The following is a 17,897-nucleotide window of genomic DNA, read 5'->3' as shown; positions in this document are numbered from 1 at the left end:
AATATTTTGACAGTAAAAGGCGTGATGATGATTAACCTACAGCGAACGCAGATGTTTGTCGCGGTGGCCGATACCGGCAGTTTCACTGCCGCAGGCGAGGCAATGGGGCTGACAAAAGCCGTGGTCAGCTTCAATATTCGCCAACTTGAAGATGAGCTGGGCGTTACGCTGCTGCTGCGCTCCACCCGCCGCCTGACGTTAACCGAGGCGGGCGCGCTCTTTCATCAGCGCAGCGTGGCGCTTCTGAAGGATGCGGAACGGCTGCAGGATGATGTCCGTGCGAATCATGCGGGGCTCACTGGCGAACTGCGGATCACGACGACGCCCGAGTATGGTTCACAGGTGGTGGTGCCGTTGCTGGCCAGGTTTAGCCAGCAGCACCCGGCTCTTCGCGTGCGGCATGTTTCGTCCTCCCTGCACGCCGACCTTATCTCGGAGCGCTTTGACGTAGCTATCCGGCTGGGAACGCTTGCCGATTCGCGCAACCACGCCGCGCTGATTTCGCACTTCTCGATTCTCCCCGTCGCGACGCCCGGGTGGCTCGTTAACCATCCGATCGAAACGCTTGCGCAGCTGGCCCACGCGGACTGGATTATTCACGAGCGCCTGGCCTCGCCGCTGCGCTGGCAGGTGAAGGATGCCAGCGGTGCGCCTGAAACGCTGGAGATAAAAAAAGCGCCGCGCCTGTTTGCCGACAGCGCGCAGGCTCTTATGGCCTTTGCACTTGCTGGCGGAGGCGTGGCGTTACTGCCGGAATGGCTGGCGCGCGATGCGCTTGATGCGGGAAAACTGGTCCCGGTTTTACCGGGATATACCTTTGCGCAGCAGGGCATCTATGCGGTTTATCCCGATGCCCGGCACGTGACGGCGAAGGTGCGCACGTTTATCGATTTTATGCGCACCAGCGTGAATTAATCGTGCATCATCTTTTTGATGAGCGCAGAGAACTGCTCCCGCTCGGCCTTGTTAAGACGTCCTAAAAACGCCTCATCCACCTCGTTGCCAAGCGGTTTACAGCCTGCAAGCAGGGCTTCACCTTCTGGGGTCAGGAAGACAAACCGGCGGCGCTTGTCAGCCGGATCGTGCTCGCGTTTCACCAGCCCGCGCGCCTCCATGCGGCTGAGCATCTCCGCCAGGGTCGCTTTCGTGCTGACCGCCACTTCGGTCAACGCCACCTGTTCAATACCCGGATGCTCGGCAATAGAGCGCATCACCGCATACTGTGGCTTGGTCAGTTCCGGTAAGGCATGTTGCCACTGCGCGGTATGCTGTTGAAAAAGCTGACGTAACAGGTGGAACGCCTCTTGTCTTAGTTCCATGAACACTCCGACGGAAAAAATCTCTCCCCTATGATAGCCGCTATTGCTCTCAATTTTAACGCGGCATCTTTTAGCCATTCGTGTGATCGTATGCGAACGATCTTGTCAGGTAAACGATCCTGGAGTAGCTTATTTATAATGTTCGTACACGAACAAAATATTGAGGTGATGAATGAGATTGATAGTGGGAATGACGGGGGCAACGGGCGCACCGCTGGGCGTGGCGCTGCTGCAGGCGCTGCGGGAAATGCCGGAGGTGGAGACGCATCTGGTCATGTCTAAGTGGGCAAAAACCACCATTGAGCTGGAAACGCCCTACACCGCGCAGGACGTTGCTGCCCTGGCTGACGTTGTCCACAGTCCGGCTGACCAGGCCGCCACCATCTCCTCCGGCTCGTTTCGCGCCGACGGTATGATCGTCATTCCCTGCAGCATGAAAACGCTCGCGGGGATCCGCGCGGGCTACGCCGAAGGGCTGGTGGGACGCGCGGCTGACGTGGTGCTGAAAGAGGGGCGCAAGCTGGTGCTGGTTCCCCGTGAAACGCCGCTCAGCACTATTCATCTCGAGAACATGCTCGCACTTTCCCGCATGGGCGTGTCGATGGTGCCGCCCATGCCTGCGTATTACAACCACCCACAAACCGCAGATGACATTACCCAGCACATCGTGACCCGCGTGCTCGATCAGTTCGGGCTGGAGCATAAAAAGGCGCGCCGCTGGAACGGGCTGCGGGAGGCGAAACATTTTTCACAGGAGAATAAAAATGGCATTTGATGATTTGAGAAGCTTCCTGCAGGCGCTCGATGAGCAAGGGCAGCTGCTGAAAATTGAGGAAGAGGTTAACGCCGAGCCCGATCTGGCGGCGGCAGCCAACGCGACCGGCCGCATTGGCGACGGCGCGCCCGCGCTGTGGTTCGACAACATTCGTGGCTTTACCGATGCCCGCGTGGTGATGAACACCATCGGCTCCTGGCAGAACCACGCCATTTCGATGGGGCTGCCTGCGAACACTCCGGTAAAAAAACAGATCGACGAATTTATCCGCCGCTGGGATAAATTCCCCGTCACGCCGGAGCGTCGCGCCAACCCGGCCTGGGCGCAGAATACGGTGGACGGTGAAGACATTAACCTGTTCGATATCCTGCCGCTGTTTCGTCTGAACGACGGTGACGGCGGTTTTTATCTCGATAAAGCGTGCGTTGTCTCGCGCGATCCGCTCGACCCGGACAACTTCGGCAAGCAGAACGTCGGGATCTACCGCATGGAAGTGAAGGGCAAGCGCAAGCTCGGCCTGCAGCCTGTTCCGATGCACGATATCGCCCTGCATCTGCACAAGGCGGAAGAGCGCGGTGAAGACCTGCCGATTGCGATTACGCTGGGCAACGACCCGATCATCACCCTGATGGGCGCCACGCCGCTGAAATACGATCAGTCCGAGTATGAAATGGCCGGCGCGCTGCGTGAAAGCCCGTACCCGATTGCCACCGCGCCGCTGACCGGCTTCGATGTGCCGTGGGGGTCTGAAGTGATCCTGGAAGGGGTGATTGAAGGCCGCAAGCGTGAAATCGAGGGGCCATTCGGCGAGTTTACCGGACACTATTCCGGTGGCCGTAACATGACGGTGGTCCGTATCGACAAAGTCTCTTCCCGCACCAGGCCGATTTTCGAATCCCTTTACCTCGGCATGCCGTGGACCGAGATTGACTATCTGATGGGACCGGCCACCTGCGTGCCGCTCTACCAGCAGCTGAAAGCGGAATTCCCGGAAGTGCAGGCGGTGAACGCGATGTACACCCATGGTCTGCTGGCGATTATCTCCACCAAAAAACGCTACGGCGGTTTTGCCCGCGCGGTGGGTTTACGCGCCATGACCACGCCGCACGGTCTGGGCTACGTGAAGATGGTAATTATGGTGGATGAGGATGTCGATCCGTTCAACCTCCCGCAGGTGATGTGGGCGCTGTCGTCGAAAGTGAACCCGGCAGGCGATCTGGTGCAACTGCCGAACATGTCGGTCCTTGAACTCGATCCGGGCTCCAGCCCGGCTGGCATTACCGACAAACTGATTATCGATGCCACCACGCCTGTCGCGCCGGACACCCGGGGTCGATACAGCCAGCCGGTACAGGATCTGCCTGAAACTAAAGCCTGGGCTGAAAAACTGACCGCGATGCTGGCAGCACGCCAATAAGGAGGAAAAGATGATTTGTCCACGTTGTGCCGATGAGCATATTGAAGTGATGGCGACGTCGCCGGTAAAAGGGGTCTGGACCGTTTACCAGTGCCAGCATTGTTTGTATACCTGGCGTAATACTGAACCGCTGCGCCGTACCAGCCGCGAGCATTACCCGGAAGCGTTCCGCATGACGCAGAAGGATATTGACGAGGCGCCGCAGGTGCCGACGATCCCGCCGCTGCTGTAAAAAAAGTCCGGTGGCGCTGCGCTTACCGGGCCTACGGTTTTGTAGGTCGGGTAAGGCGAAGCCGCCACCCGACAAAACAGACCGCAGAAAACTAAACCAGACTCTTCAACCTGTAAATCCACTCCAGCGCCTGACGCGGCGTCAGTGAATCCGGGTCGAGGTTCTCCAGCGCTTCCACCGCAGGCGACGTCTCTTCCGCAGGCACCAACAGCGACATCTGCGTACCATCAATCTGCGTCGCCGCCGCATTCGGTGACAGGCTTTCCAGTTCACGCAGTTTCTGACGCGCGCGCTTGATCACCTCTTTCGGCACACCTGCCAGCGCCGCGACGGCCAGGCCATAGCTCTTGCTCGCCGCGCCATCCTGCACCGTGTGCATGAAGGCAATGGTATCGCCGTGCTCCAGCGCATCCAGATGAACGTTCGCAACCCCTTCCATTTTCTCCGGCAGCTGCGTAAGTTCGAAATAGTGGGTGGCAAACAGCGTCATGGCCTTGATTTTATTCGCAAGGCTTTCCGCACAGGCCCATGCCAGCGACAGACCATCGTAGGTTGACGTTCCGCGTCCGACCTCGTCCATCAGCACCAGGCTGTGCTCCGTCGCGTTATGCAGAATGTTTGCCGTTTCGGTCATCTCGACCATGAAGGTTGAGCGACCGCTCGCCAGATCGTCCGCTGCCCCGACGCGGGTAAAGATACGGTCGATGGGGCCAATCTCCACGTTTTGCGCCGGGACGTAGCTGCCGATATACGCAAGCAGCGCAATCAGCGCCGTCTGACGCATATAGGTACTCTTACCGCCCATGTTCGGACCGGTAATGATCAACATTCTTCTCTGCGGTGACAGGCTCAGCGGGTTGGCGATGAACGGTTCGTTCAGCACCTGTTCTACCACCGGGTGACGGCCTTCGGTTATGCGAATGCCGGGCTTGTCGGTAAAGGTTGGGCAGGTGTAGTTCAGCGTTTCAGCGCGTTCTGCCAGATTCACCAGCACGTCCAGCTCCGCCAGCGCGCTGGCGCTCTGCTGCAGGTCGCCCAGGTGCGGCATTAGCATGTCGAACAGCTCGTCATACAGCTGTTTTTCCAGGGCCAGCGCCTTGCCTTTCGAGGTGAGGACTTTGTCTTCGTACTCTTTCAGTTCAGGAATGATGTAGCGTTCGGCGTTTTTCAACGTCTGGCGACGCACGTAGTGAATCGGCGCCAGGTGGCTCTGCCCGCGGCTAATCTGAATGTAGTAACCGTGTACCGCGTTATACCCCACTTTCAGTGTGTCGAGCCCAAGACGCTCGCGCTCGCGGATTTCCAGCTTATCGAGGTAGTCCGTCGCACCGTCGGCCAGCGCGCGCCATTCGTCCAGCTCCTCGTTGTAGCCTGGGGCAATCACGCCGCCATCACGCACCAGAACCGGAGGCGCATCGATAATAGCGCGCTCCAGCAGTTCGCGAAGCTCGGTAAATTCGCCCATGGTTTCGCGGAGTTTCTGTACCGGCGCGCTGTCAACGTCACTCAGCTGCGCGCGCAGTTCCGGCAGCTGCTGGAAAGCATGACGCATCCGCGCGAGATCGCGTGGTCGTGCTGTTCGAAGTGCCAGACGCGCAAGGATACGCTCCAGATCGCCCACCTGGCGCAGAACCGGCTGCAGTTCGGTATAGCGATCCTGCAGCGCGGCAATCGTCTGCTGACGGCAAACCAGCGTCTCGGTATCGCGGATCGGCATATGCAGCCAGCGTTTCAGCATGCGGCTGCCCATTGGCGTTACCGTACTGTCGAGGACCGACGCGAGCGTATTTTCTACGCCACCCGCCAGGTTCTGCGTGATCTCCAGGTTACGGCGCGTGGCGGCATCCATGATGATGCTGTCCTGCTGGCGCTCCATGGTGATAGAGCGGATATGCGGCAGTGCGGTGCGCTGGGTATCTTTCACGTACTGCAGGAGACAACCGGCCGCACATAGCCCGCGCGGGGCGTTTTCAACGCCAAAGCCAATCAGATCGCGGGTGCCAAACTGCAGATTCAGCTGCTGGCGCGCGGTATCAATTTCGAATTCCCACAGCGGACGACGGCGCAACCCGCGACGACCTTCAATCAGCGCCATTTCGGCGAAATCTTCGGCATAGAGCAATTCTGCCGGGTTGGTGCGCTGCAGTTCGGCGGCCATCGTTTCACGGTCAGCCGGTTCACTCAGACGAAAACGTCCGGAGCTAATATCCAGCGTCGCGTAGCCAAACCCTTTACCGTCCTGCCACAGCGCTGCCAGCAGGTTATCCTGGCGCTCCTGCAACAGGGCTTCATCACTGATGGTGCCGGGCGTAACGATGCGCACGACTTTGCGTTCCACCGGGCCTTTTGAGGTCGCCGGATCGCCGATCTGTTCGCAGATGGCAACGGACTCGCCCTGATTCACCAGCTTCGCCAGGTAGTTTTCTACCGCGTGGTGCGGGATACCTGCCATAGGAATGGGCTCGCCTGCCGATGCGCCACGTTTGGTCAGCGAGATGTCGAGCAGCTGCGATGCACGCTTAGCATCGTCATAAAACAGCTCGTAAAAATCGCCCATACGGTAAAACAGCAGGATTTCCGGATGCTGTGCTTTCAGCTTCAGATACTGCTGCATCATCGGCGTATGTGCGTCGAAATTGTCGATTGTGCTCATGGAGTTATGATGTCCATTTCTTTGAAAATAAACCGTTTTGATGGGCTCAATGGCCGTTTGTTCCTTCTATTGTCGCATGAAAAAAAGGTCCGGCGCAGAAAAATGTCGTGGCTTTACGAGGCATCTTCCGCCATTAATTCGATGACAATTTTTCCATGCTCCACGCCCACCCTGACTCGGGAATGGGTCGTAAACCCCGCCTTTTCAAGCCAGTCACCTTTCAAGCTCAGCGCCGCATGCACGCTGTAGCGCTTCGGTATCTTTGTATTGCGGTCTTCATGGCGCTTTCTAAAATATCCCACTTTCAAATGGCGATAGGGTTTGCCGATCGTGAGCTCTTGCATAGGGTCTCCAGACAACACGGACAAAGGTCATTTCTGATGCTGTATAAAATACCAGTGATTGTTCGCCGGTGCAGGGCTAAAACTGGAATCAGCCTTCAGGAAACGAAATGCAACCGCTGAAATCCAGTGTTGAAAGGTGTATTATCGATGCACTTTATTATTCGGTAATCCGCTATGTCCGGTAAACGCATCTCACGAGAAAAAGAGACCATCGCGAAAATGATCGCGTTGTATGAAAAGCAGTGTCCACAGGCCTCTCAGGAGGAAGGGTATTATCAGGCGCTCAATGCGTATGCCGATAAGCGCCTGGATAAATGCGTTTTCGGTGAGGAAAAGCCGGCCTGCAAGCAGTGCCCCGTACACTGTTACCAGCCTGCCAGACGTGAAGAGATGAAGCAGGTTATGCGCTGGGCAGGCCCGCGTATGTTATGGCGTCATCCCATTCTGACCGTTCGCCATCTGATGGATGACCGCCGTCCCGTGCCGGAACTGCCGGAGAAGTACGGTCCGAAAAAGTGATCGGTTCAGCGTCTCAGCGGACGGCAAATCACCTTCAGGGCCAGCGCGCTGCAGAGCGGGAAGAGGGCCAGCAGCAGCCAGGGATACATCGCCTGCGTTGAGGGCACCAGCGCGCGGTCCAGCAGGCTGCCAAACACCAGGTTTCCTGCCAGTACCGCTATGCCTCCGGCGGTGGCGAGTGCGCCGTAGTGCGCGCCAAGCGTGGATTCCTCCGCAAACCGAGGGATCAGATCTTTAGCCGAGGGCACCAGCAGCATTTGCCCCAGCGTCAACAGCGTCACAAAACAGACAGAAGGCAGTAAGCGCAGCCAGCCTTCCGGCGGCGTCATCGGGGCAAACGTCGCCACGCTCGCAAAGGCGGCTGAAAGGAGCAAAAATCCCACCGGCAAAATTCTCACCGCGCCCACGCGACGGGCGAAGCGCGCCAGCGGCAGCTGTAAGGTGATGATCAGAACGGAGGCCAGCATAAAAAGCGGGCCGAGATCTTTCTCGTTACCGCCAGAACGCTGGATCTCCACCGGCAGCGCCAGATAAAGCTGGTTATAGCTTAACAGCCACGAGCTGTAGGCAATGATAAAGGCGACAAAGCGCGGCTGACGGAACGTTGTCCACCAGGGCTGTATTTTCAGCGTCTGTGAACGGTGGCCAGCAGCAGGCAGGCAAAAGTAGAGCACCACTAGCGCAATGATAAAGACGCCAGCTCCCGCCAGCGCCACCTGACGAAAGCCGAGGCCGGTGAGCAGGGCGCCAGCAACCGGGCCCAGTACCGCGCCGAGCTCTCCGCAGACGGCAAAGAGCGCAAACCACTCCGCGCGGCTGCGTTTGCCTTTTGCCTCACTGTGAGTGCCCGCTTTTGCCAGCAGTGCCTCAATCGAGGGGGAGAATAACGCGCCGCCAACGCCCGTCAGACACGCGCCCAGAATAATCGGCCACAGGGATTCCCCGAAGGCCAGCAGCAGATAGCCTGAAACACGAACAATACAGCCGCTCAGGATAATCACTTTCGCGCCAAACCGGTCCGAGAGCGCACCGCCAACGATAAACATCCCCTGTTGCGAGAAGGTACGCAGGCCCAGGATCAGCCCGATCAGTCCGCCGGAGAGCAGCATGTCGTCGCGCAGGAATATCGCCAGGAAGGGAACGACGGCGTAAAAGCCAATGTTGAAAACAAACTGGCTACCCAGTAAGACGGGCGGCCAGAGCGTGGCGGCAGGGCGAAGGGGCATCGTCGTTCACTCGCCCCTAAACGATAAAGTGGATGTGTTTTTTGCCATGGAACGGCGAGGTCTCGATTTTGGTTTTCACCCGGAAGACATCCCACAGCAGCGACTCGGATAAGATATCCTGCGGTGTCCCCGTCGCCACAATTTGTCCTTTCTGCATCACAATCAGCGAGTCGCAGAACATCGAGGCGTGGTTGAGATCGTGGATAGCGACAATGCTGGTGACCGGTAATTCGCTGATCAGCTGCATCAGCTGCATCTGATGATGAATGTCCAGGTGGTTGGTCGGTTCGTCCAGCAGGATTTCCGTTGGGGTCTGAGCCAGCGCGCGGGCAATATGCACCCGCTGGCGCTCTCCGCCGGAGAGGCTCAGCCAGCCCTGGCCGCTTTTATCCAGCATATCCACGCGCTGCAGGGCGGCGGTGACGGTTTCGTCATCGTGGTTGCTCCAGTTGGAAAAAGCGGAGTGGTGCGGAATACGCCCGAGTTTCACCACGTCCCGCACGCGCATGTTGGCGTCCGTCATGCCGTGCTGCTCGACGAAGGCGACCCGGCGCGCCAGCTGCTTTTTGGCGATGCGGGAGATGTCCTGGCCGTCCAGCGTCACACAGCCAGCATCCGGGCGGCGCAGACCTGCCAGAATGCGCAGAAGCGATGATTTACCGCAGCCGTTAGGGCCAAGCAGCCCTACCGTTTCGCCCCGTGACACCTTCAGCGAGACGTCGTTAACGATGACCTTTTTGCCGACCTTCCAGGTAATATTTTCAGCGCAGATACTCATCACTTATTCCTTGAACGGTAGATAATCACGGCAAAGAAAGGCACGCCAACCAGCGCGGTGACCACGCCGACGGGCAGGCTTTGCGGCGCAATCAGCATGCGCGAGGCAATGTCTGCCAGCACCATCAGGATCGCCCCTGCCAGCGCGCTGGCAATCAGCAGCGTGCGGTGCAGCGGCCCGAACAGGAAACGCATCACGTGCGGGACCACCAGCCCGACAAAGCCGATTGAGCCCGCCATGCTGACAATCGTCGCGGTAATCAGCGCGGTAGTGGTAAAGAGCGTCAGGCGCACCCACGGGACGGCAATACCTAAAGAGGCGGCGGCGTCATCACCGAACGTGAAGGCATCCAGCGCCCGGGAATAGTAGAGGCAAACGGCTAATCCAGTCAGCACCACCACCAGCGCCAGCTGGAATTCCGGCCAGCGAACGCCGCTGAAGCTGCCCAGCAGCCAGAACATCACGTCGCGCGCCTGCTGGGCGCTGGCGGAGGTGCTGATGGTGTAGGCAGTAATGGCGTTGAACAGCTGTGAGGCGGCAACGCCAGCCAGAATGGTACGTTCATTTCCCCCGCGCGCGCCGTTCGTCAGAAACGCGACAAACGCAAAGGCGGCGAACGCCCCGGCAAAGGCCCCGGCAGACAACGACACCGCACCCGTGCCAATCCCCAAAACGACGACCGACACCGCCCCGGTTGAGGCACCTGCCGACACGCCGAGCACGTAAGGTTCCGCCAGGGCGTTCTTCAGCAGGCTCTGCAATACGGCACCGCAGATGGCCAGCCCCGCGCCGCAGCAGGCCGCCACCAGCGCGCGGCTCAGGCGAAAGTCCCAGATCACGCTCTCATAGATGCGGGTGAGCGGAACCTCGGTGAGCCCCATTTTATTGCTGATGGCGTAAAACACCTTATCCAGCGGGATGGACAACTCGCCGACGCTGACGCTCAGCGCGATCGTCAGAGATAACAGTACCAGGGCGAGCAAACCCGAGGTCGTCAGAACCAGGCTCTGCCGGGCCTGAAGAACGGCGGTTGTCATCAGTTCAGCCCCAGCTTTCTGAGCTGTTCGCCGACCTGCTCAGCCCCGTAAATCGTACGGATCGTCGGGTTCATCGCCTGGCCGTCCATCACCACGATATGGCCTTTTTTCACCGCGTCCAGCTGGCTGACCGCCGGATCGCTCTTCAGGAATTTGATTTTTTCTTCCGCGTTATCCAGCGCCCAGCGGTTGCGGTCCAGGCTGGACACCACAATGACATCCGGATTGGCGGCAATAATGCTTTCCCAGCCTACGGTTGGCCATTCGGTCTCGGACGTAATGGCGTTATGGCCGCCCATCAGGCTGGCGATAAACCCTGAGGGGCTATTTTTACCGCCGACGTAGGCGTCAGCAGAAGGGGACGAACTGGAGAACCAGAAGACAAACGAAAGGTCTTTTTTACTCTTGCCGAATTCCTTACGCAGGTCGGCCTCGCGGTTTTTGAAATCGGCAATAACGGCCTGACCGCGGTCTTCAACGTTAAAGATTTTGGCGAAATCCTCAATCTCTTTATAGAGATACGTCATATCCCACAGCTTCTGGCGGCTGCCGTACATATCGCCGGTGGCTTTTTTGGTCGCGCACATGCCCGGCGACACGTAGCTGTTCACGCCCAGGGTCATCAGGTCTTCGCGTTTTGCGACCTTACTTTCAGGCCCCAGCAGCAGCGGGGACTGCGCCGGGACAAAGTCAGGATTTTGCGCAAGAACGGATTCAAGGGTCGGGATTTCGACCGTCAGGGTTTTGATTTTTGCGTTCTGTTCCGCCAGCTGCGGCAGCACTTTGGTCGGCCAGAAGGCGCTGGCCTTCACCTTATCTTCCAGGCCCAGCAAGAGCAAAATTTCGACGGTGTTCTGGCCCAGGGCCACGACGCGTTCCGGCGCTTTGGTGAACGTCTCTTTGTAGCCACAGTTTTCAATCGTCAGGGGATAGGTGGTTGCCAGAGCAGAACCGACCGACGCAATCGCCAGGCCTAACGCGCAGATGACCTTTTTCATGAAACGCTACCCTTCATTAAAATTATTATTGATGCAAATGAAACTCATTATTAAGGCGGAATTTTATACAGAGGAAACGATTTTGTGTCAATGAGGGACAATTACGCAGGGGAACAAAAGGCGGTGTCAGAAAAACACCGCCGGAATAAGGTCTTAAATGAGGCTCTCTTTATCAATCCCGAGACGCTTCATGCGTGACAGCAGGGTGGTGCGTTTTAACCCCAGACGCTGGGCGGCACCTTTTGGCCCGGCGACCACGCCGTTGGTCTCTTTCAGCACGCGCATAATGAGCTGATATTCATCTTCTCCCTCTTTCGCTGTCTCGGCGGCGGGCGCGGTCACGTCAGGAAGCGTAACCTCAGGCAGGGAGAGTTGCAGCACGTTACCGCGCGTCAGCAGCACCGCGCGTTCGATGACGTTTTCCAGCTCGCGCACGTTGCCGGGCCATTCCATCGATGAAAGAGTGCGCAACGTCTCGGCAGGAATACTGTCGATGTTGCGCCCCATCCGGCGCGCGATCTTCGCGGTAAAGGCTTTGACCAGCAGGGGGATATCTTCCGGGCGCTCGCGCAGCGGCGGCAGGAAGATCGGGAAGACGTTCAGACGATAGTAAAGATCGCTGCGAAACTCGCGGTTGGCGACCATTTTTTTCAGGTCACGGTTGGTGGCGGCAATCAGCCGCACGTCGGTCTGGATAAGCTTGTTGCTGCCCAGGCGCTCAAACTCCTGCTCCTGCAGGACGCGCAGCAGTTTCGGCTGTAGCTCAAGCGGCATATCGCCCACTTCGTCGAGGAACAGCGAGCTTTTGTCCGCCAGCTCAAAACGGCCAAGCCGCTGGCTGCTGGCCCCGGTGAATGCACCGCGCTCGTGGCCGAACAGATCGCTTTCCAGCAGTCCCGCAGGCATCGCGGCGCAGTTCATCTTCACCATCCGTCGGCTGTTGCGGTTGCTCAGGTTATGAATGGCGCGGGCTATCAGCTCTTTGCCCGTGCCGGTTTCGCCCAGAATCAGCACCGTGCTGTCGCTTTGCGCCACCATCTCAACCTGCTTAAGCACGCTGTACATGGCGTCGCTGCGCCCGATGATTTCACCAAACTCGCTGTCCACGTTGTTGAGCTGTTCGGTCAGGGCCAGGTTCTCATCCACCAGCCGCTCTTTCAGGCGATGAATTTCCTGATAGGCGAGGGCGTTATCCAGGGCAATAGAGATACGCTCGGCGATCTGGCGCAGCAGCTTCAGATTGGCGGTGGTAAACACGCCCTCCTCGCACTGCGCCAGCTTCAGCACGCCCAGCATGGTGTTGCCGGACATCAGCGGCAGCAGGCACAGGGTCTGAATTTTATTGCCCCAGGTGTTAAACAGCATCCGCTCGTACGGCGCGACCGGGTCCTGCTCGTTCAGGTTGAGCAGGAGGATCTCTTTGCTTTTGAAGACCCGCTCGGAAAGGGTGCCCGCTTCGTCCACCTCGCTCTGCTCGTGAGCCGGGTTGGCTTCATCGAGATAGTGCGTGGAGTAGATGTTCAGCTTGCCCTTGCGATGGCCGCGCAGCGCAATGCTGATGGCGTCGATTTTGAAATAGTGGTGGATCTCTTTCGAGACTTCGCTGACCAGCTCGTCCATGTCCAGGCGGGAGAGCACGGCGTTGGTGATGGCGACCAGAATGCGGAAGTTGTCGCGCTCGCGGCTCAGCAGGTCGTAATCGACGTTATTGGTGACGCGGCTTTGGATCTGCTCCGCGACGACGGCCACAATCTGGGTAAAGGTATGCAGGCGCTCGTATTCCGCCTCGCTCCAGGGCTGGTCGGTCGTGCGGATAAACTCGCAGCCGCCAAAAATCTGGCCCTCTGCCGCCAGCGGCAACATGCAGTAATGCCCGAAAGGCTGATAGAGGTCGCTTTCCGCCAGCTTCGGCCACGCCTGACGGAATTCCGCAAAGTTGCAGTGCAGCACTTCAGGCCGGGAGAGTATGCGGCGCACCGGGCCATGCGCCAGATACGTTTCGTCTTCGTATTCAAACGTTTTGCCATTATCACGCGTCGAGTAGTAGCTCGCGCGCTGCGTTCCGCTATGCCAGAGCACAATCGCGGCGCTGTCCGCCAGCGCCGATTGCCTGACCAGCCGCGTCAGGGCATCGCTCAGCGCGCCGAGATCGGGCTGCTGTAAAAGTGTGCGCGTGATGTCAAACAGGCCCTGCTGTCCAAGATCGCTCATCGGTGTATACGGCATATTGCTTTCCAATAGAAACTGGCAAAAAAGAGACATTCAGTGCTGACCGCTTTTGGCGCGGTTCTAGCAAATACGGGGTAAGGGTTCCGCATGCGGCAGATCCAGCGTCCGTTTAACGCCATACAGCCCGGCCAGGCGCACCCCTTTGCGCTCAACCACTTCACCAATCATCGCCGCCTCTTTTCCTGACGGATGAGCCCGCAGCTGTTCAAGAACCGCTTCCGCTGACGCGCGTTCAACGCCAATCACCAGTTTGCCTTCGTTGGCGAAGTTAAGCGGGTCAAGGCCCAGCAGTTCGCAAAGGCCGCGAACGGCAGGCTTCACGGGCAGGCTGCGCTCGGTGAGTTCAATCCCGTACCCGCAGCTTGCTGCAAATTCGTGGACCACGGCGTTCACGCCGCCTCGCGTCGCGTCCCGCAGGGCTTTCACGCCGGGAATACCGCGCAGCGTCTGGATCAGCGGGGTGAGCACCGCGCAGTCGCTGCGCAGTTCCCCGTCCAGCCCCAGACCTTCGCGCAGGTTAAGGATGGTCGCCCCGTGGCAGCCCAGCGTTCCGGTCACGATCAGCACGTCGCCCACGCTAAGATGCTGTGCCGCCCAGTGAATATCGGCGGGGATCGCCCCCATGCCGGCGGTGTTGATAAACAGCTTGTCGGCCGCGCCGCGCTGCACCACTTTGGTATCGCCGGTGACGATAGCTATCCCCGCCTCGCGCGCGGTCTGCGCCATGCTGTTGACCACTGCCGTGAGCGTCTCCATCGGTAACCCCTCTTCGAGGATGAATCCGCAGGAGAGGTAGCGCGGAATGGCGCCGCTGACCGCCACGTCGTTGGCCGTGCCGCAGACGGCGAGCTTGCCGATATCGCCGCCGGGGAAGAACAGCGGGTCAATCACGTAACTGTCGGTGGAGAAGGCCAGCCTGTCGCCCTGCGCGGTGAGGGTGGCGAGGTCAATGCGCGCCTGGTCTTCCTGTTCGGCGAGCCAGGGGTTGTTGAAGGCTTCCATAAACAGCCGGTTAATCAGCTGCTGCATCGCCTGTCCGCCGCTGCCGTGCGCCATTTCAACCGTATTCATGCTTCACTCTCCTGATTGCGATACTGATACCACGCGGCACACGCCCCTTCGGAGGAGACCATCAGCGCGCCAAACGCCGTTTGCGGGTTACAGGTATTGCCAAATAACGGGCACTGATGAGGTTTGCATTTACCGGTGAGGACTTCGCCGCAGCGGGCCCGGGGATCGTCGCACACCTGCTGCGGCTGCGGGCGGAAATGCGCTTCGGCGTCGAATGCGCGATAGGCTGACGTCAGGCGCACGCCGGATTCGGCAATCAGCCCCAGACCACGCCATTCGCTGTCGCCCTCAACGCTGAACACATCGGCTATCGCCTGCTGCGCCCGCTCATTTCCCGCATCCGGTACCACGCGGCGGTACTGGTTTTCCACGGTACTCAGGGCCGCTATTTTCTGCTCAACCAGCATGGTGACACCTTGCAGTAGATCAAGTGGTTCGAAACCAGCGACCACTAACGGACGATTGTACTGTTCAGCGATAAAACCGTAGGCGTCTGTGCCAATTACCATGCTGACATGCCCCGGTGCCAGAAAGGCGTCAATGCCGTTTCCCGGCTCTTCCAGCAGGCTGCGCAGCGTGGGAATGAGCGTAATGTGCTGGCAGAAGAAGAAAAAATTCCCGACGCCGCGCGCTTTCGCCTGCTGCAGCGTGATGGCGGTGGCGGGCATGGTGGTTTCAAACCCCAGGCCAAAAAACACCACCTTGCGCGCGGGGTTGTCCTCCGCCAGCGTCAGGGCATCCATCGGCGAATAGACGATCCGGATGTCGGCCCCGCGCGCTTTCGCCTGCAGCAGCGAGCCGTTTTTCCCCGGCACGCGCATCGCGTCGCCAAAGGTGCAGAAAATGACGTCGGGCTGGCTGGCAATTTCAATACAGCTGTCGATGCGCCCCATCGGCAGCACGCACACCGGGCAGCCGGGGCCGTGGATAAACTCGATATTCTCCGGCAGCAGCTGGTCGAGGCCAAATTTGAAGATGGCGTGCGTGTGTCCGCCGCACACCTCCATGATCCGCAGCGGTCTCTCTTTGGTGTAGTCCAGCAGCGCCGCGCGCGTTTTCAGGTGCCCGATAAGCTGCAGCACCTGCTCGGGCGCGCGGTATTCATCAACGTAACGCATGGCTAACGCTCCTCGCCGTACAGCAGCGCGCCCACGTCAGGCTCCACGTCGAACATGTTTTGCAGGGCATCCAGCGTGTCGCGGGCTTCCGCTTCGTTAATCACGCTCATGGCAAACCCCACGTGGACGAGCACCCACTGGCCGAGACGCGATGCGCCCGTTTCATCGCTGCTGCCCACCAGCGTCAGGTCCACGTCGCGCAGGATGCCGCAGACCTCCACTTTGGCCTGGTTCCCGTCAATGGAATGGATTTGTCCCGGTACGCCTATGCACATCGTTCACTCTCCAGCCAGTTCAGCCAGGCGTCCATGCCGTCGCCGCGCGTGGCGGAGACCAGCAGGATCTCAATCTCCGGATTCACTTCCCGGGCGCAGGACAGGCACTTATCCACGTCGAAGTTCAGGTACGGCAGCAGGTCGACCTTGTTCAGCAGCATGATGGACGCGGCGGCAAACATATGCGGGTACTTCAGCGGCTTGTCTTCGCCTTCGGTCACCGAAAGCACCGCCACCTTGTGGCGTTCGCCCAGATCGAAGCTTGCCGGGCAGACCAGATTGCCGACGTTTTCAATAAACAGAATGCCGTTATGCGCCAGCGGCAGACGCGGGGCGGCGTCGGCAATCATCTGCGCATCCAGGTGGCAGCCTTTGCCGGTATTGACCTGAATCGCCGGGGTGCCGGTTTCGCGAATGCGCGCCGCGTCGTTAACGGTTTGCTGGTCGCCTTCAATCACCGCGCAGGAGACGCGCCCGTTCAGGCGCTTGAGCGTTTCCGTTAACAGCGTGGTTTTGCCGGAGCCGGGGCTGGAGACCAGGTTCAGCACCAGCTGTTTGCGGGTGGCAAAGCGCGCGCGGTTGCGGGCGGCGATCTGGTTATTTTTGTCCAGCACGTTGATTTCCACCTCCAGCATCTGGCGCTGGCTGATGCCCGGCGCGTGGGTACCCGCTTCGCCGTGGCCGTAGTGCAGATCACCCGCAGCGGAGCGTTGCGGGGAGAAGGTGATACCGGTTAAAGCCGCAGCTGGCCGCGGGGCTGGCGAAAAGGGCGCGGAGCGAAACGCGGAATGGGGACGGTGTTCATCCCCTTCTATATACAGGTTGCCTTCGGCGCAACCGCAGGTGCTACACATACTTTACTCCTTCTCGATTTCGAGGCGTTGGATCTGCATGCCGTCGTCCGCCACGATGCGAAGACCGGTGCTCTGACACTGCGGACAGCGCTGAACCTTTGATGACAGCAGGGTGACGTACTGCCGGCACTGCTCGCACCAGCACTCCGCCTGCTGCTCTTCAATATGGAGCTCGCAGCCTTCCGCCAGCGTGCCGCGACACACCAGCTCAAAACAGAAATTCAGGGCGCTGGTCTCGACGCAGGAAAATGCCCCGACCTTCAGCCAGACGCCGGTGACGCGCTTCGCGTGGTTTTGCACTGCCTGCTGTTCGATAAGCTCCAGGGTCCGCTGGCAGAGGGTGATTTCGTGCATGACGCCTCCTCAATGAATTGCGCCATTGAATGCAATAACGGTGCCAGCTTGATTTTTGTTAAGGCGTGACGATGTCAACGCTGTCGAAATGACACGTCGACACCGCGGCGTTGACAGCGGTTTTGCAATTAAAACCATTTAAAATCATAAAGATAAAAACTGGCATGGAATCTGCTTAACAGCCGCTATCTCCATTAAACGGATACCTTCTATGACTATTTGGGAAATCAGCGAAAAAGCGGATTACATCGCGCAGCGTCATCAGCAGCTGCAGGACCAGTGGCACCTCTACTGCAACTCTCTGGTTCAGGGCATCACCCTCTCGAAAGCGCGTCTTCACCACGCGATGAGCTGCGCGGCGCAGGGCGATATGCGCTTTGTCCTGTTCGGCCATTTCACCATTAACGTTACCCTGGCGGATAACTTCAACAGCCACACCATTGAGTACCACCTCGAGACAAAAGACGGCGAAAAACAGTGTATTGCGAAGGCGCAGCTGATGGCCGATGGCATGGTGGACGGCCACGTCAGCAACCGCGATCGCCAGCAGGTGCTGGAGCACTATCTGGAAAAAATCGCGCCGGTCTATAACGGCCTGTACGCCGCCGTTGAACACGATCTTCCGGTCAACCTGAAGCAGCTGATGGATGGAAATACCTCAGCGAATGTGGCCTGACTCCTGCGTGTCGAGAAGTGTC

The 17,897-nt window shown here is 58.9% G+C and carries 19 protein-coding genes; 6 read left to right on the top strand and 13 right to left on the bottom strand.

The window, feature by feature from the left end:
• The first annotated feature begins 27 nt into the window (after window positions 1–27).
• Complete coding sequence (locus tag IM317_RS07065) at window positions 28–915, top strand: LysR family transcriptional regulator (RefSeq protein ID WP_033146402.1); 888 nt, start codon at window positions 28–30, stop codon at window positions 913–915.
• On the opposite strand, the gene IM317_RS07060 is transcribed toward IM317_RS07065, so the two are convergent.
• Entirely contained in the window at window positions 912–1,319 is a 408-nt protein-coding gene (locus tag IM317_RS07060; protein WP_033146401.1) for a MarR family winged helix-turn-helix transcriptional regulator, read from the bottom strand. The two genes, IM317_RS07065 and IM317_RS07060, sit on opposite strands and share 4 nt — an antisense overlap.
• A gap of 172 nt (window positions 1,320–1,491) precedes the next feature.
• On the opposite strand from IM317_RS07060, the gene IM317_RS07055 reads away from it, so the two are divergent.
• Genes IM317_RS07055 through IM317_RS07045 form a run of 3 tightly spaced genes read left to right on the top strand, consistent with a single transcriptional unit; the run spans window position 1,492 to window position 3,743 of the window.
• Entirely contained in the window at window positions 1,492–2,094 is a 603-nt protein-coding gene (locus IM317_RS07055) for a non-oxidative hydroxyarylic acid decarboxylases subunit B (protein WP_033146400.1), read from the top strand.
• Window positions 2,084–3,511: a non-oxidative hydroxyarylic acid decarboxylases subunit C gene (locus IM317_RS07050; RefSeq protein WP_033146399.1), complete on the top strand. Its 1,428-nt coding sequence runs from the start codon at window positions 2,084–2,086 to the stop codon at window positions 3,509–3,511. Before IM317_RS07055 ends, IM317_RS07050 begins: the two co-directional genes overlap by 11 nt.
• A gap of 10 nt (window positions 3,512–3,521) precedes the next feature.
• The gene (locus IM317_RS07045; RefSeq protein WP_033146398.1) at window positions 3,522–3,743 is read left to right on the top strand and encodes a non-oxidative hydroxyarylic acid decarboxylases subunit D; all 222 of its coding nucleotides are present in this window, start codon (window positions 3,522–3,524) and stop codon (window positions 3,741–3,743) included.
• Window positions 3,744–3,834: 91 nt separating this feature from the next.
• Here IM317_RS07045 and mutS read toward each other — a convergent pair whose 3' ends face one another.
• Together mutS and IM317_RS07035 are read right to left on the bottom strand one after the other, a co-directional pair.
• Window positions 3,835–6,396, bottom strand: coding sequence for a DNA mismatch repair protein MutS (gene mutS, locus IM317_RS07040; protein WP_033146397.1), 2,562 nt, complete (start codon window positions 6,394–6,396; stop codon window positions 3,835–3,837).
• Between the two features lie 113 nt (window positions 6,397–6,509).
• The gene (locus IM317_RS07035) at window positions 6,510–6,740 is read right to left on the bottom strand and encodes a SymE family type I addiction module toxin (protein WP_023333217.1); all 231 of its coding nucleotides are present in this window, start codon (window positions 6,738–6,740) and stop codon (window positions 6,510–6,512) included.
• A 174-nt stretch (window positions 6,741–6,914) separates the two neighbouring features.
• On the opposite strand from IM317_RS07035, the gene IM317_RS07030 reads away from it, so the two are divergent.
• Window positions 6,915–7,259 (top strand): nitrous oxide-stimulated promoter family protein, encoded by a 345-nt coding sequence (locus IM317_RS07030; protein ID WP_033146396.1) that lies wholly within the window; start codon window positions 6,915–6,917, stop codon window positions 7,257–7,259.
• Window positions 7,260–7,264: 5 nt separating this feature from the next.
• Here IM317_RS07030 and IM317_RS07025 read toward each other — a convergent pair whose 3' ends face one another.
• The 10 genes from IM317_RS07025 to hypA all read right to left on the bottom strand — a co-directional run bounded on the left by IM317_RS07025 (window position 7,265) and on the right by hypA (window position 17,199).
• Complete coding sequence (locus IM317_RS07025; protein WP_033146395.1) at window positions 7,265–8,485, bottom strand: MFS transporter; 1,221 nt, start codon at window positions 8,483–8,485, stop codon at window positions 7,265–7,267.
• Window positions 8,486–8,501: 16 nt separating this feature from the next.
• Entirely contained in the window at window positions 8,502–9,263 is a 762-nt protein-coding gene (locus IM317_RS07020; protein ID WP_033146394.1) for an ABC transporter ATP-binding protein, read from the bottom strand.
• A complete protein-coding gene (locus IM317_RS07015) occupies window positions 9,263–10,300 on the bottom strand; it encodes an iron ABC transporter permease (RefSeq protein WP_033146393.1) in 1,038 nt (345 codons plus the stop codon). The genes IM317_RS07020 and IM317_RS07015 overlap by 1 nt, the downstream gene beginning before the upstream one ends.
• Entirely contained in the window at window positions 10,300–11,298 is a 999-nt protein-coding gene (locus tag IM317_RS07010; protein WP_033146392.1) for an ABC transporter substrate-binding protein, read from the bottom strand. The genes IM317_RS07015 and IM317_RS07010 overlap by 1 nt, the downstream gene beginning before the upstream one ends.
• A gap of 153 nt (window positions 11,299–11,451) precedes the next feature.
• The gene (gene flhA / locus IM317_RS07005) at window positions 11,452–13,524 is read right to left on the bottom strand and encodes a formate hydrogenlyase transcriptional activator FlhA (RefSeq protein WP_033146391.1); all 2,073 of its coding nucleotides are present in this window, start codon (window positions 13,522–13,524) and stop codon (window positions 11,452–11,454) included.
• Between the two features lie 63 nt (window positions 13,525–13,587).
• On the bottom strand, window positions 13,588–14,598 hold the full coding sequence (hypE, locus tag IM317_RS07000; RefSeq protein ID WP_033146390.1) for a hydrogenase expression/formation protein HypE: 1,011 nt from the start codon (window positions 14,596–14,598) through the stop codon (window positions 13,588–13,590).
• Entirely contained in the window at window positions 14,595–15,716 is a 1,122-nt protein-coding gene (hypD, locus tag IM317_RS06995) for a hydrogenase formation protein HypD (protein WP_033146389.1), read from the bottom strand. The genes hypE and hypD overlap by 4 nt, the downstream gene beginning before the upstream one ends.
• Before the next feature lie 2 nt (window positions 15,717–15,718).
• Window positions 15,719–15,991 (bottom strand): HypC/HybG/HupF family hydrogenase formation chaperone, encoded by a 273-nt coding sequence (locus IM317_RS06990; protein WP_023308975.1) that lies wholly within the window; start codon window positions 15,989–15,991, stop codon window positions 15,719–15,721.
• On the bottom strand, window positions 15,982–16,845 hold the full coding sequence (gene hypB, locus IM317_RS06985) for a hydrogenase nickel incorporation protein HypB (RefSeq protein WP_033146388.1): 864 nt from the start codon (window positions 16,843–16,845) through the stop codon (window positions 15,982–15,984). The genes IM317_RS06990 and hypB overlap by 10 nt, the downstream gene beginning before the upstream one ends.
• 3 nt (window positions 16,846–16,848) lie before the next feature.
• The gene (gene hypA, locus IM317_RS06980; protein WP_033146387.1) at window positions 16,849–17,199 is read right to left on the bottom strand and encodes a hydrogenase maturation nickel metallochaperone HypA; all 351 of its coding nucleotides are present in this window, start codon (window positions 17,197–17,199) and stop codon (window positions 16,849–16,851) included.
• Window positions 17,200–17,410: 211 nt separating this feature from the next.
• Here hypA and hycA point away from each other — a divergent pair, with 211 nt between their 5' ends.
• Window positions 17,411–17,875: a formate hydrogenlyase regulator HycA gene (gene hycA / locus IM317_RS06975; RefSeq protein ID WP_033146386.1), complete on the top strand. Its 465-nt coding sequence runs from the start codon at window positions 17,411–17,413 to the stop codon at window positions 17,873–17,875.
• The last annotated feature ends 22 nt before the right edge of the window (window positions 17,876–17,897 follow it).

It is taken from the genome of Enterobacter cloacae complex sp. S3 (assembly GCF_014930495.1).
GTDB lineage: Bacteria > Pseudomonadota > Gammaproteobacteria > Enterobacterales > Enterobacteriaceae > Enterobacter > Enterobacter asburiae_B.
Note: the sequence above shows the minus strand (reverse complement) of the source record. Positions and strands in the feature narration are given on the sequence as shown.